This is a genomic window from bacterium (assembly GCA_023382385.1).
In the GTDB taxonomy this organism is placed as follows: Bacteria; Electryoneota; RPQS01; order RPQS01; family RPQS01; genus JABWCQ01.
The window spans coordinates 156,498-179,870 of record JAHDVH010000001.1; the positions used below are offsets into that span (position 1 = coordinate 156,498).

Annotated in this window: 21 protein-coding genes and 1 pseudogene; 11 read left to right on the plus strand and 11 right to left on the minus strand. The window is 50.4% G+C overall.

The window, feature by feature from the left end; all coding sequences use genetic code 11:
* The first annotated feature begins 41 nt into the window (after window positions 1-41).
* The 6 genes and pseudogenes from KJZ99_00670 (at window position 42) to lepB (ending at window position 5,246) form a co-directional block, all read left to right on the plus strand.
* Complete coding sequence (locus KJZ99_00670; GenBank protein MCL4304411.1) at window positions 42-1,463, plus strand: N-acetylmuramoyl-L-alanine amidase; 1,422 nt, start codon at window positions 42-44, stop codon at window positions 1,461-1,463.
* A gap of 3 nt (window positions 1,464-1,466) precedes the next feature.
* Complete coding sequence (gene greA, locus KJZ99_00675; protein MCL4304412.1) at window positions 1,467-1,943, plus strand: transcription elongation factor GreA; 477 nt, start codon at window positions 1,467-1,469, stop codon at window positions 1,941-1,943.
* 19 nt (window positions 1,944-1,962) lie between these two features.
* Window positions 1,963-2,160 (plus strand): annotated as a pseudogene (locus tag KJZ99_00680) (PspC domain-containing protein).
* A gap of 237 nt (window positions 2,161-2,397) precedes the next feature.
* Window positions 2,398-2,628 (plus strand): PspC domain-containing protein, encoded by a 231-nt coding sequence (locus tag KJZ99_00685; protein ID MCL4304413.1) that lies wholly within the window; start codon window positions 2,398-2,400, stop codon window positions 2,626-2,628.
* 11 nt (window positions 2,629-2,639) lie between these two features.
* Window positions 2,640-4,436: a translation elongation factor 4 gene (gene lepA, locus KJZ99_00690; GenBank protein MCL4304414.1), complete on the plus strand. Its 1,797-nt coding sequence runs from the start codon at window positions 2,640-2,642 to the stop codon at window positions 4,434-4,436.
* A gap of 57 nt (window positions 4,437-4,493) precedes the next feature.
* Window positions 4,494-5,246, plus strand: coding sequence for a signal peptidase I (gene lepB, locus KJZ99_00695; protein ID MCL4304415.1), 753 nt, complete (start codon window positions 4,494-4,496; stop codon window positions 5,244-5,246).
* A gap of 85 nt (window positions 5,247-5,331) precedes the next feature.
* Here lepB and KJZ99_00700 read toward each other — a convergent pair whose 3' ends face one another.
* From KJZ99_00700 to uvrB, 11 genes are all read right to left on the minus strand, one after another.
* Entirely contained in the window at window positions 5,332-5,988 is a 657-nt protein-coding gene (locus KJZ99_00700) for a hypothetical protein (protein ID MCL4304416.1), read from the minus strand.
* Between the two features lie 3 nt (window positions 5,989-5,991).
* On the minus strand, window positions 5,992-6,831 hold the full coding sequence (locus tag KJZ99_00705; GenBank protein ID MCL4304417.1) for a hypothetical protein: 840 nt from the start codon (window positions 6,829-6,831) through the stop codon (window positions 5,992-5,994).
* Window positions 6,832-6,840: 9 nt separating this feature from the next.
* Complete coding sequence (locus tag KJZ99_00710; GenBank protein ID MCL4304418.1) at window positions 6,841-7,464, minus strand: hypothetical protein; 624 nt, start codon at window positions 7,462-7,464, stop codon at window positions 6,841-6,843.
* Between the two features lie 17 nt (window positions 7,465-7,481).
* A complete protein-coding gene (locus tag KJZ99_00715; protein ID MCL4304419.1) occupies window positions 7,482-8,723 on the minus strand; it encodes a fibronectin type III domain-containing protein in 1,242 nt (413 codons plus the stop codon).
* Window positions 8,724-8,958: 235 nt separating this feature from the next.
* A complete protein-coding gene (locus tag KJZ99_00720; protein MCL4304420.1) occupies window positions 8,959-9,858 on the minus strand; it encodes a DUF3108 domain-containing protein in 900 nt (299 codons plus the stop codon).
* Window positions 9,859-9,871: 13 nt separating this feature from the next.
* Window positions 9,872-10,507 carry a threonylcarbamoyl-AMP synthase gene (locus KJZ99_00725; GenBank protein MCL4304421.1) on the minus strand — a complete coding sequence of 212 codons (636 nt, stop codon included), beginning with the start codon at window positions 10,505-10,507 and terminating at the stop codon, window positions 9,872-9,874.
* Entirely contained in the window at window positions 10,507-10,989 is a 483-nt protein-coding gene (locus KJZ99_00730; protein ID MCL4304422.1) for a hypothetical protein, read from the minus strand. Before KJZ99_00730 ends, KJZ99_00725 begins: the two co-directional genes overlap by 1 nt.
* A complete protein-coding gene (locus tag KJZ99_00735) occupies window positions 10,982-12,058 on the minus strand; it encodes a sigma-54 dependent transcriptional regulator (protein MCL4304423.1) in 1,077 nt (358 codons plus the stop codon). The genes KJZ99_00730 and KJZ99_00735 overlap by 8 nt, the downstream gene beginning before the upstream one ends.
* Window positions 12,055-13,320, minus strand: coding sequence for a phosphoribosylamine--glycine ligase (gene purD, locus KJZ99_00740; protein MCL4304424.1), 1,266 nt, complete (start codon window positions 13,318-13,320; stop codon window positions 12,055-12,057). Before purD ends, KJZ99_00735 begins: the two co-directional genes overlap by 4 nt.
* A gap of 1 nt (window position 13,321) precedes the next feature.
* A complete protein-coding gene (locus tag KJZ99_00745; protein MCL4304425.1) occupies window positions 13,322-14,044 on the minus strand; it encodes a hypothetical protein in 723 nt (240 codons plus the stop codon).
* A complete protein-coding gene (uvrB, locus tag KJZ99_00750) occupies window positions 14,041-16,026 on the minus strand; it encodes an excinuclease ABC subunit UvrB (protein ID MCL4304426.1) in 1,986 nt (661 codons plus the stop codon). The genes KJZ99_00745 and uvrB overlap by 4 nt, the downstream gene beginning before the upstream one ends.
* Window positions 16,027-16,232: 206 nt before the next feature.
* Between uvrB and KJZ99_00755 the strand changes: the two genes are divergently transcribed.
* Genes KJZ99_00755 through serS form a run of 5 tightly spaced genes read left to right on the plus strand, consistent with a single transcriptional unit; the run spans window position 16,233 to window position 23,373 of the window.
* The gene (locus KJZ99_00755; GenBank protein MCL4304427.1) at window positions 16,233-18,062 is read left to right on the plus strand and encodes a peptidylprolyl isomerase; all 1,830 of its coding nucleotides are present in this window, start codon (window positions 16,233-16,235) and stop codon (window positions 18,060-18,062) included.
* A 20-nt stretch (window positions 18,063-18,082) separates the two neighbouring features.
* The gene (locus KJZ99_00760) at window positions 18,083-19,276 is read left to right on the plus strand and encodes a hypothetical protein (protein ID MCL4304428.1); all 1,194 of its coding nucleotides are present in this window, start codon (window positions 18,083-18,085) and stop codon (window positions 19,274-19,276) included.
* Between the two features lie 38 nt (window positions 19,277-19,314).
* Window positions 19,315-20,679: an O-antigen ligase family protein gene (locus tag KJZ99_00765; GenBank protein ID MCL4304429.1), complete on the plus strand. Its 1,365-nt coding sequence runs from the start codon at window positions 19,315-19,317 to the stop codon at window positions 20,677-20,679.
* Window positions 20,680-20,694: 15 nt separating this feature from the next.
* Window positions 20,695-22,077 carry a sugar transferase gene (locus KJZ99_00770; protein ID MCL4304430.1) on the plus strand — a complete coding sequence of 461 codons (1,383 nt, stop codon included), beginning with the start codon at window positions 20,695-20,697 and terminating at the stop codon, window positions 22,075-22,077.
* A gap of 12 nt (window positions 22,078-22,089) precedes the next feature.
* Complete coding sequence (serS, locus tag KJZ99_00775) at window positions 22,090-23,373, plus strand: serine--tRNA ligase (protein ID MCL4304431.1); 1,284 nt, start codon at window positions 22,090-22,092, stop codon at window positions 23,371-23,373.

Genomic DNA, 23,373 nt, shown 5'->3' on the forward strand with positions numbered 1-23,373 from the left:
GGCTCTTTTTTGCCGCATTTCTCCTTGTTGCAGAATTTGCAATGGCGGTCGAAGTAGTTCTGGTTTATCCTCGTCTTGAACTGGGTCAGGACACTTTTCGCTATTCGCCTTCCCTGGACTCAACTTTTGTGCTTGGACGGGTAGATGGGGCAAGTCCGGGCGATGCATTCCTTTGCAATGGGAATCCGGTCAGTTTGACGCAAGATGGCGCGTTTTTGGCCTTTTTGCCACTGCAAAAGGCACCTGAAACATCCAGCTGGAACTTCGCTCTAATACAAGGGGGAACAGATACTTTGAAATTGGAGTTCCCCTATGGCTGGGCAGAAGCACGCGCTGTTTCGGATTGGGAGTTGTTCGACGCCCCATCGTGGTATACCATTGCGGATCGAAACGCTCATACACGTACTACCGTAGGCGGGAGCTATCACCTCTTTCCTTTCGCAGGTACAGAATTGAAAATTCTTGGCACTTCTGGCGATTGGGCCTTGTTCGAAATACGCCCCGGTTTCCATGGCGTTGTTGAAAAAAGATTCCTAAAGCAAGAGTCTACAACCCAGGAGAATACAAGTGGGCAAACGCGTCTCCAGAACGGTACTGCAGTAACAGAGGATTTGAATGTTAAGCTGTCATTTGGCATCAGCCGACTTCCGCTCTGGGAAGTCAGCATGCCGTCTCCACAAGCTTATTGTGTAACCCTTCACAATACAGTAGCTTGCATAGACCGCTTTCACTTTTGGGGCAGGTCGCGGGAGTTCATTGAAGACGTATCGTGGACGCAAGGCCCCGGAAGCGTGGAGCTGAGAATCAGCACATCGACAAAAGGTTGGCGGGGAATCAGTATTACGGCCACCGACACAACCCTTAGCCTTGAGTTGATGCGATCGCGAAACACAGATCCCGGTTTGCGTGGGAAGCGCATCATGATTGATCCTGGTCACGGAGGAAGTGCAGACGGAGCGATTGGGCCGCGCGGGACTAAAGAAAAGGACGTGGTTTTGCAATGGTCACGCATTCTTGGTGAAGAGCTACGTCGGAGGGGTGCGAAGGTCGCCTACACTCGAATAAGTGACATCGATTTGGGACTTTATGAACGCATTGCTGTTGCACGAGAATTTGAGTGCGATGCGTTTCTAAGCCTCCATGCGAACGCACTACCAGATGGCGAGAATCCTGCGCTGCGTCGAGGCTGTGGAACTTACTACTATCAGAGCATGTCTCGGCCACTTGCAGAATTCATCCAGGATGGAATACTGGAACAAACAGGTCTGAATGACGATGGCATTTTTGATGCAAATTTCGCGGTTATTAGACCAACTGACTTTCCTGCGGTTTTGATAGAATCCGCCTACTTGATACATCCAGAAGAGGAGCTTCTGCTTCTCGACGAGAAGTTTTTGAAACGTATTTCCGCCGGCATAATGCACGGCCTTGAAGAGTTCTTCAGCGAAGCAGACGCGAGGTAAAGATTGGAGAAGCACTATCTGTCAAAACCGGGAATGGAAAAATTGCAGGCCGAGCTCAATGATTGGAAATACGTAAAACGGCCAGCAATGGTCAAGCAGCTTCAAACTGCTCGCGAGCATGGTGACCTGTCCGAGAATGCTGAGTATCATGCGGCAAAGGAAGAGCTCGCAAGAATTGATGCAAAGATTCACCGGCTTGAGGCAACGATGCATTCCGCCGTGATGATAGACTCGAGTATGGTAGTCACTGACCAAGTTCGCTTGCTGACGCGTGTTAGAGTCCGCGACGAAAAGAAGAATACTGAGCGTGAATTCACAATCGTTTCCCCTGCAGAGGCTAATCCCGCCGAGGGCAGAATCAGCCATCAATCGCCGATCGGCCAGGGCCTGATGGGAGGGAAGGTTGGAGACAAAGTTGAGATTTCGATTCCAGCTGGTGTCGTGGAATGGACTATATTGGACATCTTCCCACTCGACTAAGAGAGAAAGGTAGTTGATCATGGAATCCACAGTCAAACGCCTGACACGATCTGCCCGGGAAAGAATTTTCGGCGGTGTTTGCGGAGGCATGGCAGAGTACTTGGGCATTGATCCTGCTCTTGCCCGAATCCTCTACGTTGCTGTGACTTTGATAACAGGCGTAGGACCGGGCATTGTCCTGTATCTTGCTACTTGGCTCCTTGTTCCCGTTTCAGACCGTTCCTCGACGCCACCGATGCCCGGATCAAGTACAGGAAACCGACGGATAGTCGGCCTAATGTTGCTTGCAATAGCCTTCCTCGGCTTAGGAATTGGATTGATTATGAGCGAAGGTGAAGTTAATGGAATGACCTATGCAGGCCCTGTAATTGTCTTAGGTCTCGCAATCTACCTATTGTTAAAGGATAGAGACGCGGCCGCAAATGCAGATACGTATTTAGTCGAAGGAGGTTCAATGGGCGAACAAAGTGGGACGGTCAAACGATTGAGAAGGTCTTCGAGCGACAAGAAAATCGCAGGAATCTGCGGCGGCTTCGGGGATTACTTCAAGGTGGATTCTACTCTGATTCGAGTGTTGTGGATACTGGCAGTACTATTTTTCGGGACGGGCCTGTTGCTGTACTTAATCCTCTGGATCGTAGTGCCACTTGATGGTGATCCTGACTTGTTGAGTACGCGAAGCTAACATATAATTTCATGCAACCTGACGTTCGGAACTTCTGCATAATCGCACACATTGACCACGGCAAGTCCACTTTGGCGGATCGATTGCTCGAGGAAACACATACCCTTGATCAACGAAAGATGACGACACAGGTCCTGGATAACATGGACCTGGAGAAGGAACGCGGCATAACCATCAAGATGCATCCAATAACGATGCAGTACGTGCACCGCGACGGTAAGACTTACACATTAAATCTGATTGACACGCCGGGACATGTCGACTTTACGTATGAAGTTTCTCGAAGTTTGAAAGCCTGCGAAGGCGCGGTTTTGGTCGTCGATGCGACACAAGGAATTGAAGCTCAAACTCTTTCGAATCTCTATCTTGCACTGGATTCAGATCTCGAGATTCTTCCCGTGCTCAATAAAGTGGATTTAGCTGTTGCGAGGCCAGACGAAGTTGCCCATCAGATTGGTGATTTGCTTGGAGTTGATCCGGATTCAGTGCTTAGAGTAAGCGGCAAAACAGGCCTTGGGGTCCCCGCACTGCTTGAAGCAATCGTCGATCGAATACCGGCACCGAGGGGAAAATCGACAGAACCTTTGCGTGCCCTGATATTTGACTCACAGTACGATACATATCGTGGTGCAATTGCACATATCAGAGTTGTGGACGGAGTTATGCGTCCGGGTCAAAGAATTCTCTTCGCCGCAACGCAGAAGCAATTCGATGTCCAAGAGGTGGGAATTTTGCGCATGGCGCAAATTCAAAAGGCGGAGCTGATAGCAGGTGACGTGGGCTATATAGTAAGCGGCTGCCGAGATGTTCGCGACATTCGCGTTGGCGATACAATATTCGATGCGGATAGCGTGGCTACATCGGCACTTGAGGGATATCGCGATGTAAAACCTATGGTGTTCGCGGGAATTTATCCTGCTGATAATGCCGACTATGAGCTTTTGCGCGATTCGCTTGGAAAACTGAGCTTGAATGATTCAGCATTAATCTATGAGCCGGAAACTTCAGTCGCATTAGGATTCGGCTTTAGAGTTGGGTTTCTCGGACTTCTCCATTTTGAAGTAGTCCAGGAGCGACTTGAACGAGAATACAATTTGGACTTAGTCTGCACGGTTCCCTCTGTGGAGTACCGTGCACTTATGTTGGACAAATCGGTTCTTTTAGTTGACAATCCTGTGCAGTTACCTTCTGCTGGTGACTTGGACTATATGGAGGAACCGTTTGTCCGGTCGTCGATTATCACACCTGAGGAGTACATTGGCTCCATAATGCAGCTTTGCATTGAAGCTCGCGGGACGTACATTAATACAGAGTATCTCGACGGTACAAGAGTGAACCTTCACTACGAATTACCACTGGCAGAGATAATTTTCGATTTTTATGACAGATTGAAGAGTATTTCGCGGGGATATGCGTCATTTGATTACGAGATTCTTGACTATCGTCGAAGCGAACTCACCAGACTCGACATCCTGGTGAATGGAGAAATTGTTGATGCGCTGTCCGTTATAGTTCATAAGGATAAGGCTTATGACTGGGGAAGACGCGTCTGTGACCGGCTCGTAGACCTTATACCGAGACAGATGTTTGAAGTTGCGATTCAGGCTGCAATCGGTTCAAGAGTGATTGCCCGTTCAACAGTGCGCGCAATGCGTAAGAACGTTCTTGCGAAATGTTACGGTGGGGACATTACGCGAAAGCGAAAACTGCTCGAAAAGCAGAAAGCTGGGAAAAAGAGAATGAAGGCGGTAGGCAATGTGGAGATTCCGCAGGAAGCTTTTCTTGCCATTCTAAAGGCTGGAGAGTGACGAGGAGACTATCAGATCGGAGTATCACTTGGTAATGAAGAAAGCAAGGCAGCACTAATGGTTTCTACGTTAGAGTCGTCACAGAAGTCCCCCGTAAGTAGGCCACGAAAACCTAAGAGTACCGTTCGCGAATGGACGGAGTTTCTTTTTACTTTGGTTCTCATGGTGTTTTTCATCCGAGTTACTACAGTAGAAGCTTTCAGAATTCCAACGGGCTCAATGGAGAATACGTTATTGGTCGGAGACTTCTTGCTGGTTAATAAATTCGTATACGGGATTAGGACTCCAGACTGGGTTGGTATCCCTTTTACGGACATCGGTTTCAGTCTTCCTTCAACTCGTCTACCTGCGCCAGGTAAGGTGGAGTCTGGGGATATTGTTGTCTTCAAGTATCCTCTGGATCGTTCTTTGAACTACATCAAGCGCTGTATCGCCGGTCCCGGCCAAACAATTGAAATTCGCGATCGTCAAGTCTACGTGGATGGAACGGTGTTTGAGAATCCTCCTCACTCGAAGTTCACGAGTCCGTCGCCTCTGCGGGCAGGGCTTGCTGAACGGGGAATTTTTAACCCGCGTGGTGAACCCTGGAATCATGACAATTTCGGACCACTCACCGTTCCGGATGGCCATTATTTTGTGATGGGGGACAATCGAGACAATTCGGCGGATTCAAGGTACTGGGGATTCTTGCCAGAGAATGACATCGTCGGGAAGGCGCTGATAATTTACTTCAGTTGGGACAAGAATAGATCACTTTCGGAATTCTACAGGTCCATTAGATACTCAAGAATCGGTGACTGGATTCACTAAGCCAGCATCCTAATTCAGATTTACAAGAAGGCCGACTCATTCAAGTCGGCCTTATCTCATTATTGGTTCGAGCAAGTACGCGGGGTTACGCGGCGACTTTAAGCCATTCTACAAACAGGAAATAGAAGCGGTCGAAGAGAAGCGCGATGCGCGTCATGACAGTATAGCCATATCCGGCGCCAAATCCAATCATCAGCAATGTTGTGCCGGTCGTGGCAACGTGTTTGAGGGCACCCTTCTGTTCAATCGAAAAGAAGAAGTAGAAAAGAACCGATATAAGGCCCAAAGTAAAGAGCGGATTCCGGAAGATCTGCAAGAAGTTCAGCAGTGACGGTTGACCCGAAAACTTTGACACGGTTACGGGCTCGAAAACGGGAATCAGACTGGCTTGAACCTGCAGCACCATGTCTCCTGAGGCAAATCCAATAACCGCAAGCCCAGCATAGGTGCCAATAATCACGGACATGGGCCACCTCGAAATCCAACCGAGATTGTCAGAGAATCGAGTGAAAAGTGCAATACCAAGTATCAAAGGAATGATCAGCCAATAGTCCGTCCCCGAGGTAAGGGGGCGCCAAAGGTTCGGCAGGAACACGTTGTAAAACTCTGCGCACACGACATAGCCTGCGGCGATTCCCACAAAGAAATGCTCAGCAACTTTGTATAGTGGATTATCACTATACAGGAAGCTCAAAATGGCGATCGTGCAGAGACCGGCAATTGAAAGCCAAAAGAATTCCATAGTCTATGCCCTCAACTTGCCGCGGCGGTTAATAAAGAACAGCAAATTCCCGAAGAGGATAAAGAAGATTATGACGAAGTGGCCCATTGTCTGACCATCCATTGATGTGAGTGCAAGACCGGGCTTGTTGATCAACGTTTCATACTCTGCGGCCCCTGTTATTCCTGTCAATAATCCCTTCAGCTGTCCGCTCTGGAAATATGCTGAGTACTCTGGGACAGACACTGCAGAAGAACCACTGAGCATTGGAATTGCAAACCTTGACGTCACATATTGCACGTACTCTTTGGTTCCCGGATATCCGGCCGAGACGTTTACCAGCAAGGCAAAGCTTGCATAGTTTTCGACGCCGTTCAATAAAGGTATCTGATCGACAGGAGTTCCATAGAAGTCATTTGGAAACGTTGCACGAATTGACTTGCCCATCGCAACCATCACGGCTTCTCGACCCTCTTTTAGTCCGAGGTAGACATAGTCCACGCCATATTGCTTGCCAAATTCATCGCGGCAGACTTGGTTCATGTTGCGTTCAATCAAAGCAGGAGCGGTTGCCCAAAGCGTCATGATAACCGGCCTGTGTCCTTTTTCCATTAGGTGACGGAGTATCGCCACGCACATTGGGTTAAGCTCGGCCTTTGAACCGGGGTCGTAGTCAAATGAGCACAAAACTCGAGAGCCGGGAGGCAGCTTCTCAATGTAGTCATAAAACGCCTTGATTGGCGGGGTTGTCTTGGGAGCGAGACCCAGTTTAAAGAACAAAGGTGCGGCAACGGCGATGGCCATTGCCAGGAACACCCAGCGACGGTCAAGCTTCTCAAGTTTCTGCAAAGTTGTAGATGCCATTCTCTAAGATTACTCCCGGCCAAGGTAGCTTCGTTCGATGCCAAGGATTACCTTTAGACCGGTCGCGATCGCACCGAGAGCCGCACCGATCATTATGCCCCGCTGAGCAACTGCATTTGGAACACCCATAATCCAATCCACTAATGCAGGGAGATCATACCAGATATAGTGGCTTATTGGAATGCGGCCCAGCATCACGATCAGAGCCGTGATTGCGAGTACCGAAGCTTGCCAAGTGCGTACACGGAAGGCGCGAAACGCAGCTGACGCGATGTAGAATGCCAACGAGGCATACATTGTTGAAGCCAGTGGCACATAAGAAAAAGTGAACAGTCTGTCGTTCGTCCAGCTGCCTTCTGCAATTCCTAGCGTCATGCCAGGAATCAACATGATAAAGAACGCTATGACCAGCACGAGCTTGTAGGGCCAGCCAGGCACACGCCTATAGACGAGTTCGCCGTTTATGCGCAGAATGTTCGCGGAACCTAGCACGTAAGAGAAGGCAATGACAATAATCGCCCAATTCTGCAGCCTGTTCGCGATATCGTTGACGGTAGGATGCGGAATGAAGAATTGTATGATCATGAACACGCCGAATACCAGCGTGATCAGAATTGGAATTTCGCGTTTCATTGTAGTGGTATTCCTGTTTAGATGACTTGGAACCACGACCGAAGGAACTGCACGCCGAACATCTCAAGAACAAGGGAAGCCGTGAGACAGACTATGATGAATGCCTTCATATAGTCCGTCGCCTTCAGAGTGCCCATCATTTCGACATCGTGGGTTACAAGTGCGCTGGTCGCGAAATATTCTTCACCAATCAGCGTATAGTCGCATGCGACCACGAAGAAAGGCAGCTGATGCGTATTCGCAGTGCCGGCAATCTGAATAGCGCCAGCAACAAATCCGGTCTCGGAAAGTATCAGAGACTCCGCGAAGAAGGCACCAAGATAGAAATGGGCTGCAGTTTTCTCACGCATCATGATTCCAGTAGTGCCGCTTGTGAAGGCAAACTGCTCGTCTGAAAGATAACGGATGTTGTCCCGAACATAGGCATCAGGTCGTCCCGCATTCAGGAATCCCTGTTTTACTGCTTCTTCGGCAACTGTTACCATGAATGCACGGTTGAGCGGCACGATGATTGGTATGTCGTAATTAGCAGCTTTTGAAGCAACAGATGTTAGAAGCTGAATGGACGCTATGGTTTGGATATTCTCAATATTCTGTGTACCGGGAACATACAGAACAGGTTTCCCAAGTTCAGTGGCACGACCAATGGCCTCATCAATCGCGTCGATCCCCGCGATTCTCCTGAAATGCAAAGACGCACCTCCTTTGGCGCGCCGCACCATGACCATCACGGCAACGTAAAATGCAAACACCATTAGGAGAATATTCACGCGATTCCAGTTGAACCATGCTGCATGGGGCACTACTGGCCCAAAAATAGACGATTCGCTGCGCCTCAAACGCTTTTCGAACTTGACAACCACTGAATCGGGATTGGACGAGTCTGGAACAGCAATCGTGGTCGAGTCAAGTGCAACGACCTTTACATAGTAACCGCGGCTATGTTCAAGACGTAGCCCTTCGCCCGACGTAATGATGGCTTCAGTCTTTTTGGCATCGGTCTCGGCCAGGACCTTAAAGGGACCATTCGCGGTCTCGGCTGCGAGGACCTCATACTTTAGAATCTCAAAGCCAATCTGTGATGTCGGTGCCCAGAGAACGCGCAGTTTCTCACCGCCATCATTGGGAGGATCCTCTATCACAACATTGGTCGGTGCTGCGCCCTGACCCAGCACAATAATAGCGGAGTCAGCTTGTGCAAGGGCTGTCAGGCACGAGAACAAAGCTGTTAGGCAAATCAAACCGGACTTAAGGAGCATACTCCTCCATCCAAAGAGTGAAAAGGTCACGTTGAATCTTAGTGGAAGTAAAAGGGAGGGACAGTCTGAGGAATCCCAATTCCGCGAGCAAACCCTGACGCGAAATATGACGGGAAATTAACCATTTGGGAGCAGTTAGTCAAGGAGCCATGCTCAGATTTTTCAAAAAGTTCAAATTTTCAGGCCACCTCTTCGATATCATATTTACAAGTGTAAATATATATTAATGATATATTTAAGGCGCATAGATGCCGAGATCTGGACGACCACTTGTTCGCGCCTTCATGCTTTCAATCTCGCTAATGCCAAGCTTGCCAATCCCCGGTCGGAACTCTTCAAGTTCAACTGTGAAGGATCCGAATGAGACTCTGGAACTCATCACGACAGGGATCCGCCTCGCATCAGCTGTCACCCAGACGAAGACACGCGCCTTGCCCTCCTTTTTAAACAATCCGCCGCTCTTCAGCACAGGCTCGCAGACAAAACAATCAAATTCTCCCGCCAATGTCTGAACTGTGTCACGTGCGTGTACGATCACGAACAGATCGTAAGTCTTATTCACATCATGAGTCCTGATTGACACGGTATCACCAACATCAAAATCGAGACATCGTGTTCGATAGCCCGCCGAAAGGACATCTTGAACATAAGGATCGACCTTCTGCATATCCTTCTCCTTGCCCTCATCCCACCATCGCACAGAACTATCATGTGGTGAGAACTTCACGAGCTTCTCGTCCTGGTAGAATCCTTCCATCAGCTTTTTGTGGAAACGATGACTATACACTGAGTCCATATCCACCCAGGTGGTAATAGTATCGCGCACTTTGAAGACCCAATCAAAGGCCTTGGCAGACCTCGCACTGGATTGCACCACCCACGACCATTGGTCGTTTACCATCGCAGTGTCAATGACTCGAAGCTGTGCTTTCCCGGCAGGTACAGCTCCAAAAGAGACATGATAGATCATCTCTTCGCCCAGCGCGAATGGCAGCGGAAGTGGCGGTTGTCCTATTGAGTCAACTCGTATAGACAAAGCGGGCGCGCCGTGCAATTCATCCGAAGCTCCTGCGAGCGGCACCATGCTCACGCAGAGGAACAATAGTAGTATCAGCTGAAACTGAGAAACTTTCAAGAGAAATTTGTCCTTAGCCTTTCTTCCATACCTTCATGATATCCTCGAAGCTAATGGAACCTTCACGCAGCACGATGGGATTCCTTTGTCGCACATCAACCACGGTTGATGCCCTCCCGGTTAACAAACCACTGGATTTAAACACTAAGTCGCATGATTCAAGTACCCTTGAGTCAATCTCTGAGTAGAGTCTTGGAGCAAGATGCCCCGGCAAGTTGGCGCTCGTCGCCCAAAGCGGACGCTCGGTCCTGCGCATCACTTCCAACAGAAAGTCTGAACTGGGAATCCTATAGCCCAACGTCCTGTCTTTGCCCAGGAACTCTTCGGCAATGGAAGGCGCCGCATGCCACACCATGGTCAATGCGCCAGGCCAGTATGCTTCCGCAAGTTTCACGATCCGGGGTCCTGGAACCTCACCACCGAACTGGCTTAATCGAATCAAACAGTCAATCAATATCGCTGTCGGTTTGGAGTTTCTCTCCGGCTTTACCACAAGCAGTTTCTCAAGGACCTTGCGGCTGAAAGCCGCGCCACCAAGTCCATAGACCGTGTCGGTCGGAAAAGCAATGAGCTCGCCGTCCAGAAGAGCTTTTTCCATGCGATCGGCACAACGGTCAATTGTCATGTCTGTCAGCTCAAGGAGTTCCATCACCAATTACCCACAATCTTGTTCAATAGGTCTTCCACCAGTTTCGCCGTTGCTTCGGACACCGCCCGTTCACGGTTGGAGAAGTCGCCTGTATAGGGATAGATTGAATAGACCGCAAAGTTTTGGACCCACTTGGATTCACCCGTGTCTCGAAGAATCAATTCGACTCGGCAAGTCATGGAGAATCGATACTCATCTACTACTATCCCCTCGTTGCTGCGGGCTGTATTGGGGTCATCTCGCACTTCAACAAGAGCCCCCACCAGCAGAGCGTCCGCCTGACTCTCCGGCAGGATTCGGAGAGTGCCGTCACGTTGAAAACCGCGTATGAGCTCATCCGTGACGGTTTCTGACAAGCCGAACTCTGCGGATTCATTCTCGAATGTCGGGATCGCTAAGGTGCGAATGTCGCCCGCAACCTGCCCCCTGAATGAATAGCACCCGGAAAAGATGACCAACAGACCCAGCGCAAGCTTAACCAAGGTTATACTCCTTCAGCTTTCGATAGAGTGTTCGTTCCCCGATTCCAAGCTCTTGCGCTGTCTTACGGCGATTCCCACCGTTGCGGGCGAGAATGCGCTCTATTTGCTCACGCTCGACATCTGTTAAACGATTTGATGGCAACGGCTCCTGCGTCACAGTCTGGGAGGCAGCAATTGCAGCCTCGAGAACCTCTCGCATCTCTTTGACTTCCCTTCGAACTTCAAGCATCGTTGCAAGCAACATTTCCTGACTTACCGAAGCCTGCGCATCACGCGATGCAAGAACCGGTAAGAGCGCTCGCGGCGAACTGAGATGCGGACGAAAATGTTCGTCTTGAAGGACGCGCACGCCACGATTCAAGGTCAGAACCGACTCAACGGTATTCTTCAGCTCGCGAACATTTCCGGGCCAGTACTGCCTCGATAAGAGCTGTAGTGCGTCTTCAGAGATGACGGGCATTGTTAAACGGTTACGCACCGAAAACTCCTTTGCGAACTGTTCTGCAAGAAGAGGAATATCGCCAGACCGCTCGCGCAGGGGCGGAATGTGAATGGTGACTGCTTTTAGTCTGAAGTATAGGTCGTGACGAAACTCACCTCGCGCGACTGCATCAGCAAGGTCAACATTAGTTGCGGCCAACACACGCACGTCTACCGTGAATGCTTTGCTTGAACCGACTCGCATGACTTCGCGAGACTCGAGAATTCGAAGGAGCTTGACCTGAGATTCAAACGGCATTTCGACAATCTCATCCAGGACGAGCGTGCCTCCTTGGGCCTGCTCAAAGTATCCCATTCGTTGCTTTTCGGCGCCAGTAAAACTGCCTCGTTCGTGCCCAAATACTTCACTTTCAAAGATGCCTTGTGGGATCGCGCCGCAATTGACAAACAGGAGAGGTTTAGCACGTCGAGGAGAATTCTCATGAATTGATCGCGCAACAAGCTCCTTGCCAGTTCCGCTTTCGCCAATTATGAGCACAGAAATATCAGTTGGTGCAGCCTGTAGCACAAGTGACTTCACGGCGCGTAAAGAGGCACTTTGCCCAACGAGCTGGTCGAGTGCACTCATACTGCCTCCACAAGTGCGATGTCGCGCCTATAGCGAAGTCCGGGAACGCAGGCACGCTCGGCAAGCTCATAAGCATTAAACCGCGCGTCCGCTATTGTTGCGCCCGTTCCTAAGGCATTTAAAACACGGCCGCCGCTGGAAATCCAACGCCCATCGTCCAATGCCGTACCTGCAGAAAGTAAGACTTGACCTTCGTTCAGTACGGGTCTCTTCAAAGGTATTTTCCGCGAGTACTCGCCCGGATAACCATTCGCGCAAATCACAACACATACAGCCGCATTCTTTGCCACGTGTGTATAATCCTGCGGCCGCAAGGTTCCATCAACACATGACACAATCGCGCTAACGAGGTCAAACTCCAAGCAGGGTAATAGAACTTGAGTTTCAGGATCGCCGAACCTGCAATTGAACTCTATCACCTGGGCACCAAGTTCCGTAAGCATAAGTCCAACGTACAAGAGGCCCCGATACGGCGTTCCCTGAGCGGCCATCGCACGGAGAACAGGACTGACAACACGCCGTTCTACATCATAAAGGATCTCCTCTGTTATGTGTGTCGCAGGGCAGAACGTTCCCATTCCACCGGTATTGGGACCTTCATCATTGTCGAAGGCGCGCTTGTAATCCTGCACAGGAGGTAGGGCAACAAACCTTTCGCCGTCGCATAGGAACTGAAGAGATGCCTCGCGCCCGTACAGTTTCTCCTCTACAACAACCCTTAACCCCGGCTCCCCAAGCACTTTGTCAACCAAAAGCTGGTGGGCGATCTCCAAAGCTTCTTGATCGGAAGCGCAAACGAAGGCACCTTTGCCTGCCGCAAGTCCGTCCGCTTTGACGACGCGGCCATCCGACTTCGGATGCGCTTGAATGTAATCTGAAAGTTCATAAAAGTCGTCAAAAACCTCAAAGTCGGCGGTAGGAATGTTCTGAGAACGCATCAGGCGCTTGGCAAAGATCTTCGACGACTCCAGCCGTGCAGCACTTGCAGAGGGTCCAAAACAACGGAAACCGAGGCTCTCAACCCGATCCGTAAGCCCCATAGCAAGCGGCTGTTCGGGGCCAACTACCACGAGATCTGGACCTATTTCGGCAATTCGGGAGATCAGATCGTCAACCTCCATGCTTGTAGGAACAAGCTCGCAGAGCCCTGCCATTCCTGCGTTCCCGGGTAAAGCAAACAATTTTGGAGCAATCGGGCTCTGTTGAAACTTCCAAAGCAATGCGTGCTCGCGACCACCACTTCCAATGACGACAATTCTCATTTTAGAATCTCCGCCGGAACAGAAAAGTTCCCGAACCAAAGATATTATTACCCGATACTTGCCACGACCCTGCCATGCTATCAGGATTCACAAATTGCCCGTCAAATCGAAAGGGGAATCCACTCTGCGACCCGTCTGTATTGCCACCAAAAAAGAAACTTGATCCCAGAATGCCTCCCTCATCGATTCTGCCTGACAAGGTGCTGAATGGGAAGGTGGCTCGAATGTCGCCGTCGAACAACACCCCTTGCTGATCCAAGTAAAGCATTGACTCGGCATCATCCTGAAGCAGGTCACTGAATAACATACCTCTCCACTCACCGCTCAGATTGAATCCGTTAATTACGCGATTCAAGGTATAAGTGGGTTGTCCCTGAGGTTCAAGCACATTCAACCTGATTGCTACATCGGCCACCAGGCCAAGCATCCTATAAGTGTTAAACCTCGAAAACTCGAACATCACACTGTCACTTTCCATAGAGACATAAGTCACGGTGACTGGAAGGGTGGTGCCGTCATATCGAATGCTTCCCTGCCACAATCCCGAGTCACTTTCTATGAATGTCAATCGCACGTTTTGTCCGATGCTTTCAGGCCTCCCCCAGCCGACATACGTGCCTTCAACTTCAGCGATCGCAATAGGAGTAGAATTGGTCGGCGACTTCTTGCAACTGACGGTTGTAATCAGCAAAACAGATAAGATGAGAACTGTCGACTTTTTCATCCCCTAATCTGCTCTCTGAGTCTCATTATCTCATCGCGCAATTCAGCTGCCTTTTCGTAATTCTGTTCGCGCGCAAACCTCTTCATTTCTTTTTCCAGCCGAGCGATAAGGTCTTCCAGATCAAAAGTCGAAAGAAAGTCATCCTTCGCGTGGCTGACAATTTCATGAATCTTTGCATCAGCGACAGTTGTCGAAATCAGGACTTCCTCAATGGACTTCACGATTGACGCAGGTGTTATTCCATGAGCTTCGTTAAACTCGCGCTGCAGAGTGCGTCTACGCTCAGTCTCGTCAATGACCTTCTTCATGGATTCAGTGATCTTGTCAGCGTAAAAGAGTACCCGCCCGTTGACATTCCGGGCTGCTCGACCCGCAATTTGCAGAAGACTCCTCTCGCTCCGCAAGAAACCCTCCTTGTCAGCATCAAGTATGGCCACTAAAGAAACTTCGGGGAGATCAAGGCCTTCGCGCAAGAGGTTGATTCCGACGAGCACATCGAAACGCTTTAGCCGAAGATCGCGAAGAATTTCTACACGCTCGAGGGACTCGATTTCGCTGTGCAGGTATTTGACTCGCAACGACATTTGTTCGAGGTACTCCGCAAGGTGCTCTGACATCCGCTTCGTCAATGTGAGCACGAGAACTCGTTCGCCGCGAGCCACCGTCTCCCTGATTTCGCCGAGCAAATCATCGACTTGGCCCTTTGAAGCACGTACTTCGATCTCGGGATCCAGCAGACCGGTGGGTCTGATAATCTGCTCCACGAGCACACCCTTGCTGCGCTCGATTTCGTAATCGCTGGGTGTAGCGCTCACGAAGATACACTGGTCAATCGTAGACTCCCATTCTTCAAAATACATTGGCCGGTTGTCAAATGCGGAAGGCAGGCGAAATCCGAACTCGACGAGGTTCACTTTTCGCGCTCGGTCTCCCCGATACATGCCTCTGATTTGGGGGACTGTGACATGCGATTCATCGACAAACAACAGGAAGTCGCTCGGGAAATAGTCAAACAGCGTATCGGGACGCTCTCCCGGTTTTCGGTCTGAAAGATGCCGAGAGTAGTTCTCGATACCGGAACAGAAACCGACTTCACGAAGCATCTCGAGGTCATAGCGCGTCCGCTGTTCAATTCGCTGGGCTTCAATCAGCTTATTCATGCTCCGCAGCTCTTCAATTCGCTCTTCAAGCTCTTGCTGAATGCTTTTCATCGCGCGGGCGAGGTTCGGGGAGGAAGTGACGAAGTGCTTGGCCGGGTAAATTGCAAGAGCTTCCTGCTGACCTAACTTCTCGCCGGTCAGTATCTTGAAATGAGTGATGGATTCCAGCGTATCCCCGAAAAAGTCCAGACGGAATGCAGTCTCCTCATAGGCTGGATGAATCTCAATCACGTCACCTTTGACGCGAAAAGTACCTCGTGGAAACTCCACGTCATTACGTGTGTAGTGCATTTCTACCAAGTGCGCAAGAATGCTTCGACGGTCATAGTCCGTGCCAATCTTGAGAAGCAGCAAAAGGTCTTTGTAATCCTTCGGCGAGCCAAGCCCATAAATACTTGAGACAGATGCGACAATAATGACGTCACGGCGTTCGAGCAGGGAGGACGTTGCACGCAGGCGCAGGCGGTCGATCTCCTCGTTTATCTGTGTATCTTTTTCGATGTACGTGTCAGAGCTGGGAATATAGGCTTCCGGTTGATAGTAGTCGTAGTAGGAAATGAAGAACTCAACTGCGTTATTTGGGAAGAACGACTTGAATTCACCGTAAAGCTGGGCTGCCAATGTCTTGTTGTGACTCATGATCAGAGTTGGACGCTGGGCAGCTTGTATCACATTCGCCATGGTGAATGTCTTGCCCGAGCCTGTTACACCCAGTAGAGTCTGGTACTTCTCCCCTCGACGAAGTCCGTCAACAAGCTGACGAATGGCTTCGCCCTGATCACCTTGAGGTCTGAGGTCTGATATGATTTCAAACGGCCGCATGGTTGGAAGATATGGACAATCTGCCAAAATTGCAATAGGAATGGCAGAGTTTTGCGATGATAAATTATTGTTTATATGCATCTTATTAAAAAGTCCGAAATTCTATTGCCTCATTCGGGTTGCAGGTGCAGGACTTGCGAATAAAAGGAGAGCTTCGTATATTTTAGTTTCTAAAAACCAACATGATGAAACGGTAAGGCGAGTCAATGCTTCAGTCGATGCGTGATAACATGCCCCTGGTAATGTGGATTTTGGTCGGCGCGTTCGTGGCCACCATTATCTTTAGCTGGGGTATGGGAGGATTTGAGGGTACTTCAGGCGCTTTGGATGGCGTCGTTGGAAAAGTTGGCAGCACAGAGATCCTGTATGATCGTTATAACAGAGCGGTTCAGGATCGCTTGGCACAGCAGCGAGGTGATCGACCGGATCAAGAGATTACCGAGGCGCAGATTAAGCAGGCTCGCCAGCAGGTGTGGGATGACATCGTACGGTTTGAGTTAATGAAATCCTACCAGAAGAAGTGGGGAATCGTTACTTCAGACGATGAAGTCGCGTATGCAGTTCGGAACAGCCCACCGGAATATGTTCGAAACAGCCAGAGCTTTCAGACAAACGGGCAGTTCGATCCCGCATTGTATCAACAATTCCTTCGCGACCCCGCCCAAACACAAACGATCATCGCAATCGAGCAGGACTACCGCGAGAGCATTGGCAATCAGAAAGTAATTGATCGCATCATCTCTCCAGTGTTTGTATCTCCACAGGAAGCTTGGGAGGACTTTGTTGCGACCAATAAGAAGTTCAAGGGCATCGTCGCATCATTCCCCACGACGAACTTCGCCGTCGATAGCTCGAGCATAACGCTTGCCGAAATTGAGAAGTACTATAAAGAGCACGCACAGGACTTTCGACAGGAAGAACGCCGGACCTTGTCGTACGTTTCGTTTCCGCTGGTGATGACGGAAGCCGATACCACTCGTGTTGCCGAAACGATTGAAGATATCATGGCCATGCTCAAGCAAGGTGACAGTTTTGAGCAGGTTGCTAAAGAGTATTCTGAAGACCCCGGTTCGGCTCAGAATGGTGGAAACCTTGGCTGGTTCGGTCGCGGTCGAATGGTTGCAGAGTTTGATTCCACGGTTTTCGCTGCTGAAATCGGTCAAGTCGTTGGGCCGGTCATGACGCGATTTGGGGCACATTTAATCCGAGTAGACGAGCGTAGCTTGAATGGCACAGCAGATTCCGTGAAAGCGAGTCACATTCTCGTCAAGTATGAAATAGGACCCGAAACAGAAGCGCGCGTAGCTCAGAAGGCAAAAGACTTTGCAGATGCAGCTACAGCCGAAGGATTCGCCGCCGTAGCCGGACAATTCGGCATGACAATCGAGACGACTGCATTATTCCCTTATACTGAAGCCGGTTCTATACCAGGGCTTGGCAGCTTGAAGCCTGTTGCTGATTTTGCGTTCAAATCGCCCATTGGCAAAGTGAGCTACCCTCAGAAAGCGAAGATAAAAGGTCAGGATGTCTACGCAGTATTTTCTGTAGCTAGCAAAGCGCCGGCCGGAGTGAACCCGCTGTCGGAAGTTGAGTCAACAATCAGGGCGCTTCTGGTGCGTGAGAAGCAGGAAGAAATGGCCTTGCAGGCGGCTCAGCAGTTCCGAAATCGTGTAGGAACCGCCGAGCTTCTTGTTCCGGTTGCACAGGCAGAAAACGTCAAGATCGATACCACAGGTCTCCACGGTCAACGTGACTTCATCCGTGGCATCGGTCAAGACGAAGAAAATGCGAAAATGCTGCTAACCCTATCGCCCGGCCAGTTGTCTCCTGCATTCTCTAACGCACGTGGCGGCTATGTTGTGTCCATTTTGGAAAACATTCCAGCAGACTCCACGCAGTTTGTGGCGCAGAAGGCGCAACTGTTGCAGAATTTGGAACGCACGAAGCAGAACAGGGTCTACGGAGACTGGTTGAAGTTGGCAAAAGAAGAAATTGGGGTTGTGGACAACCGATTCTTGTACTACACTGACTTTTAATCTCTGCGGAAGGCGCTCTTTTGGAGAACAATCAGACCGGAAGAATTAGTATTCTTGATATTCTCGCGTTCTTGGCGCGTTGGCGGCGGGTTTGGATTCCCTCAACGATAATCTGTGCGGTCGCTTTAACCATTTACGCCTTCACAGCGCAGGAAAAGTATAGGTCTGTCGCTGTAGTCAGAGGAGTTGAAGCGCAGTCCTCGGGACTGGGTAGCATACTCGCGTCAAAGTTGTCAGGTCTCGGCAATCTGGGCGGTTTCACTGCATCGCTTGGAGAGGTCAGAGGAGACTACTACCTCCTGATTCTCAAGGGACGTGCGATGTCCGAGGCTTTGATTGAAAAGTTTGGGTTCCGAAAGGAATGGAAGATGGAAAAGGCGCCGCTCGAGGACGTCATAGAAGTCTTGAATTCCCGGACCTACTTCAAATTTGATGCCGGAACCAATACCGTACGGATTCAGGCAGATGATAAGGATCCCGAGAGGGCGCGAGAGATTTGCAAGTTCTATGTAGAGGAACTCGATAAACGCAATCAAACGCTTGAGTCAAATCGAGGACGTCGTGAGCGTGAGTTTATGGAACAGCGACTCACCGATGCACGTTCAACGCTCTTTGCACTCGAAGACAGCATGGCCGAGTTTCAGAAGCGATCGGGGATCTTTGATCTTGAAGAGCAAGCGAAAGCAACAGTTCAAGCAGTTGCGGTTGTTCAAGCGCAACGCACTTTGGCGCAAGCCGAGTATCAGATAAAGTCGCAACTCTTCGAGAGCACAAATCCTGAATTGCAATTGGCAAGAGTGAAGTTAGAGAGTTTCAACTCGAGCTTGGAGAAGATGTTGAGTGGGGAATCGGACATCGAGAAGGACTTCCTCCTGCGCCTTGACAGGGCAACCGAGGATGGCAAAGTCTATCTGCGACTTTACAGGGACATAGAAATCAACTCGCTGCTTACAGCAGTCTTGACGCAACAGTATGAACAGGCACGCTTGTCCGAAGCCCGCAACACTCCGACAATGTCAGTTGTTGAGCCTCCCGCTCTTGCTTCTAAACGCGTGTGGCCCAAGCGGGGGATGCTCGTTGGATTAGGTGCCATTATAGGATTCTTCTTGGGTGTCATGTTCTGCGCAGTAATAGACTATCTGCACGCGGTTTCACAGAACACGCATCCGGCTTATGAGAGCGTTCGCAGACTGAAACAGTCTTGGCGTTCATGATTTTGCAGTCTTTGCCTCGGCTGGACCATCGTCGGCAAGTGATGATAGGACTTATTGCCGGGTTGAGTTCCGTTGCAATTTGGCTCTTGTGGACTTTCTGGGGACGTGCGCCTTTGCTGGCAGTTGCACTCATTGGCGCGATTGCAGGTTTGTCAGTATTGCGATATCCGATAATAGGGACTACGCTTATCGGGTTTGTGCTGCTTTCCAATCTTGCCGCTTACATCCCGGGTTCCACATCTCTGCTCTTTGGAGCTATGCTCCTTGTGGTGATCGTCCGTAAGTTGCTCGCGTATGACACGCATTGGACGACGACGCCTTTTCTCGCAGCTGCGATCGTCTTCGCCGTCTGGTTTCAGGCCTCGCTCCTGTGGGCCGATTCTCATCTTTTCCATAACTTCCATCTTTTCTATCGAGTTCTCCTTGCCATAATTGTGCTGCACGAGCTGATTAACAAGGAATCGGACTTGATTGCGTTTTATGTCGGCTCTGCCTTCGGTATGATCTTTACCGCCGTGATCACCATCAAGACGGCCTATGAGTTTTATACTTCCGGTGTCGCCGATCAAATCGCCACGACCGTCACAGAGATAGAGTCATCGCGGTTCTTTGGTCACTGGGTCGATCCGAACATCATGTCCATTACGCTAGTCGCGTTTCTTGGTGGGACGATTGCTTTATGGCGCAGCGCTTTGCCACGCAGTGCGCGCAGTCTGATGATGATTGCGTCCATCATGGCGCTCGTTGCGATTGCTGTTTCTTTGTCTCGTGCCGGCATGATAGGTGCGATCATTGTTATTCTCCTGATGCTGGCGGTAGAGAAACATCGGGTTCAGCTGTTCATTGTTCTGGGCGGACTGGTTGCCCTTCTTCTTAGCGTCGTGCCGATAGACATTGTCGGCAGACTCGCGTCACTGATGTCGGGAGACGCATCGACGAGCGAAAGAGCAAGTTTGCTCCTTGCCGGGTGGAAGCTGTTTCCCGAGAGTCCAATCTGGGGACTCGGAATGGGAAGCTTTGAGCATCGTGTGACGTATATCCTGCCGCATCTTTCCGCCGGTGTCTTTTCCCATAACACATTCGTTGACGTCGCTGTCGACAGCGGTGTGATTGGTCTTGCACTCTATTTGACATGCTGGTGGTACGCCGCGGGATCCCTGTCGTGGCGGGACTGGAGCACAGAGCGAAGCAACTTAAGCCGGGTGCTGAACAGCGGCATGCGAGCCAGTTTTGTTGCTGGCTTCTTCTGTGTCATGACAATCACCTCGACTACGTATGTGCCATACTGGACGTTTCTTGCCGTTGTCGCGTTGTTTGGATGCATAAGTTTGCGTAGGCTGTCTGAAACCGGTGCAGTTGGACCAACAAGCGGCTCCCCCGGCATTTCACTTAGCCAAAGTTAGCAGATCAAGTAGCGAATGCGACGATTCTGGCTTCGAGCGCTGCAATTGTTCATGGACTTCATGCTGCTCGAAGCTGCTTTCTTTGGTGTCTATTACTGGCGATTCGAGACTGGGCAATTTGCAAATCCAGTCACATTCACGGTGGACGAGCTGATTGTCCCGAGCTTGATCGTAAGTGCCTTCTGGCACTTGTTCTTTTCAGTGTTTGGCATGTACCGGATTGACCCATTGCAGTCGCGGGCTCTCGTGCTCGCACGTTGCGTGCAGGCGTCCGCCTACGGATGCCTCCTGATATTCATCCTCACTTTTGATCCGTCAAATCCTTTCCCAACAACACGGATCGTCCTGTTGACATACGGGATAGGAGTCATGACCGGTTCCGCCGCAACGAGACTTGCGTTGCTCACTCTGCTTCAGGAATTGCGGATTAGGGGTATTGGAAGGCTTCGGACCCTGGTGATCGGATCAGGAAATCAACTGCTAAACACGTTACGTTATTTGGAGCAACGGAAGGATATTGGCGCCAGAATCCTCGGCGTACTTACTCAAGACGGGTCTACAGTCACTAATTACCCACTGCACGGAACACCCGCACAAGTACGTGCGGAGCTTGCGCGGCATGACTATGAGCTGGTTTACATCGCGCTCGATGACGGACGCGAGCAGTTGCTGAAGCGAGTTGTGCGCCTGCTATCCGATTTTCCAGTTCGACAGTTCCTTCCCGCGCATCAGTACCAGATCCTTTTAGGTTTCGTTCGTCCTCTCGGGAAGCGCGGGCAGCCCATGATCGAAATTCGTGCGGAACTGTTGACACCAATTGAGCGATTCCTGAAGCGTACCTTTGATATCATTGCGTCCATAGTTCTCCTGATCTTCAGCTTGCCCCTATGGTTGCTTACCGTTCTGGTGATTCTTGTCGATACCGGGCGGCCGGTCTTCTATACTCAACGAAGAGTCGGTGAACGGGGTCGGGAGTTTTCGATTCTGAAGTTTCGCACGATGGTGCCGAACGCCGAGGCGGACAGTGGTCCAGCACTGGCTGTGCCAAGCGATCCAAGGATAACCCGATCGGGGAGATTTCTGCGGGCGATGCGGATTGACGAGTTGCCGCAGTTGATTAATGTCCTGCGTGGGCAGATGAGCCTCGTGGGACCAAGGCCTGAACGTCCCGAGTTTGTCTCCGAATTTGAGCGACGTACGCCTCTTTATGTTCGTCGACTCAATGTTAAGCCGGGGGTGACAGGTTGGGCACAAGTGCAATTGCGCTATGATGCGACGCAGGTTGCTCCGGAACTTAAACTGCAAATGGACATGTACTACATTGAGAATATGTCGCTGCTTATGGATTTGAAAATCCTCTTCATGACAATGTTCGTCGTGTTACGCGGTGAAGGCTAGTCAGTAACGATCATGATTGACATACGCCAGATAAGAGAAAATGAACAAGAGGTGCGCCGCCTCTTGGAACTGCGCGGCCAATCTGAGTTATTAGACGGATTGGTGGCTCTTGATCGAAAGCGTCGCGAGCTTATCGAGAGAACCGACGCATTGAAGGCACGCCGCAACGAGTTGAGCCGGAACATCGCAGAAGCCTCAAAGAGGGGCGAGATTGTAACAGCTTTGAAAGACGAAAGTCGCCGAGTTGGAGCTGAAATCGCGGTCGGAGATGAGGAGTTAAAAGCGGCATTGGCGGACATAGAGTCTCGATTGCTTCAAATTCCGAACCTGCCCCACGCATCAGTTCCACCCGGTAAGACGCCTGACGAAAATGTTGTGGTTCGTCAATGGGGCAAGAAGCCGGAATTCGAGTTTACTCCGAAGGATCACCTCCAGCTTGGTCGGGAACTTGGACTGTTTGATTTTGAGCGGGGGACCAAAGTCACCGGAAGTGGTTTCCCGGTGTACAAGGCCGCGGGAGCAACGCTTGAGCGGGCACTGATCAACTACTTCTTGGATTTTCATCGCGAGCGCGGAACTTATACTGAAGTTTCTGTTCCGTTTCTGGTCAATTCGGAAAGCATGACGGGAACGGGACAGTTACCGAAGTTTGAGGAAGACTTGTATCGTTGCAAGAACGACGAACTCTATCTGATTCCAACCGCTGAAGTCCCGATTACGAATCTGCACCGCAATGAGCTGCTTCAGGAAGCTGATTTGCCAATTTGCTACTGCGGATACACCCCGTGTTTCCGTCGCGAAGCCGGTTCCTACGGCAAGGACACTCGAGGATTTCTTAGACTTCACCAATTTGACAAAGTTGAAATGGTGAAATTTTGTCGACCTGAAGATTCCTACGCTGAGCACGAGAAGTTGACGAAGGATGCGACAGACATCCTTGAGCAGCTGGGAATACATTATCGAGTCGTCCTTCTGTGCGCGGGCGATATGGGATTTGCCGCAGCCAAATGCTACGACATCGAAATCTGGTCACCGGTAGAGGAAAAGTGGCTGGAAGTCTCCTCCTGCTCGAACTTTGAATCTTATCAAGCGCGTCGTGCAAATATCCGATATCGCAGATCAGATACCGGTAAACCGGACTTCGTCCACACACTTAACGGCTCAGGCTTAGCCACCCCGCGCCTCTTGGTGGTCTTGTTGGAAACCTACCAAAACGACGACGGAACCGTTAGCGTGCCAGATGTGTTGAAGAGGTATACAGGCTACGGTCTGATTAGTCCAGCGCAAGGAAGGTAG

Coding starts and splice junctions, on each gene's coding strand:
- KJZ99_00670 (MCL4304411.1), top strand. CDS start 42: ATGGCGGTCGAAGTAGTTCTGGTTTATCCTCGTCTTGAACTGGGTCAG.
- KJZ99_00685 (MCL4304413.1), top strand. CDS start 2,398: ATGGGCGAACAAAGTGGGACGGTCAAACGATTGAGAAGGTCTTCGAGC.
- lepA (MCL4304414.1), top strand. CDS start 2,640: ATGCAACCTGACGTTCGGAACTTCTGCATAATCGCACACATTGACCAC.
- lepB (MCL4304415.1), top strand. CDS start 4,494: ATGGTTTCTACGTTAGAGTCGTCACAGAAGTCCCCCGTAAGTAGGCCA.
- KJZ99_00700 (MCL4304416.1), bottom strand. CDS start 5,988: ATGGAATTCTTTTGGCTTTCAATTGCCGGTCTCTGCACGATCGCCATT.
- KJZ99_00705 (MCL4304417.1), bottom strand. CDS start 6,831: ATGGCATCTACAACTTTGCAGAAACTTGAGAAGCTTGACCGTCGCTGG.
- KJZ99_00710 (MCL4304418.1), bottom strand. CDS start 7,464: ATGAAACGCGAAATTCCAATTCTGATCACGCTGGTATTCGGCGTGTTC.
- KJZ99_00715 (MCL4304419.1), bottom strand. CDS start 8,723: ATGCTCCTTAAGTCCGGTTTGATTTGCCTAACAGCTTTGTTCTCGTGC.
- KJZ99_00725 (MCL4304421.1), bottom strand. CDS start 10,507: ATGGAACTCCTTGAGCTGACAGACATGACAATTGACCGTTGTGCCGAT.
- KJZ99_00735 (MCL4304423.1), bottom strand. CDS start 12,058: ATGAGTGCACTCGACCAGCTCGTTGGGCAAAGTGCCTCTTTACGCGCC.
- purD (MCL4304424.1), bottom strand. CDS start 13,320: ATGAGAATTGTCGTCATTGGAAGTGGTGGTCGCGAGCACGCATTGCTT.
- KJZ99_00745 (MCL4304425.1), bottom strand. CDS start 14,044: ATGAAAAAGTCGACAGTTCTCATCTTATCTGTTTTGCTGATTACAACC.
- uvrB (MCL4304426.1), bottom strand. CDS start 16,026: ATGCGGCCGTTTGAAATCATATCAGACCTCAGACCTCAAGGTGATCAG.
- KJZ99_00755 (MCL4304427.1), top strand. CDS start 16,233: ATGCTTCAGTCGATGCGTGATAACATGCCCCTGGTAATGTGGATTTTG.
- KJZ99_00770 (MCL4304430.1), top strand. CDS start 20,695: ATGCGACGATTCTGGCTTCGAGCGCTGCAATTGTTCATGGACTTCATG.
- serS (MCL4304431.1), top strand. CDS start 22,090: ATGATTGACATACGCCAGATAAGAGAAAATGAACAAGAGGTGCGCCGC.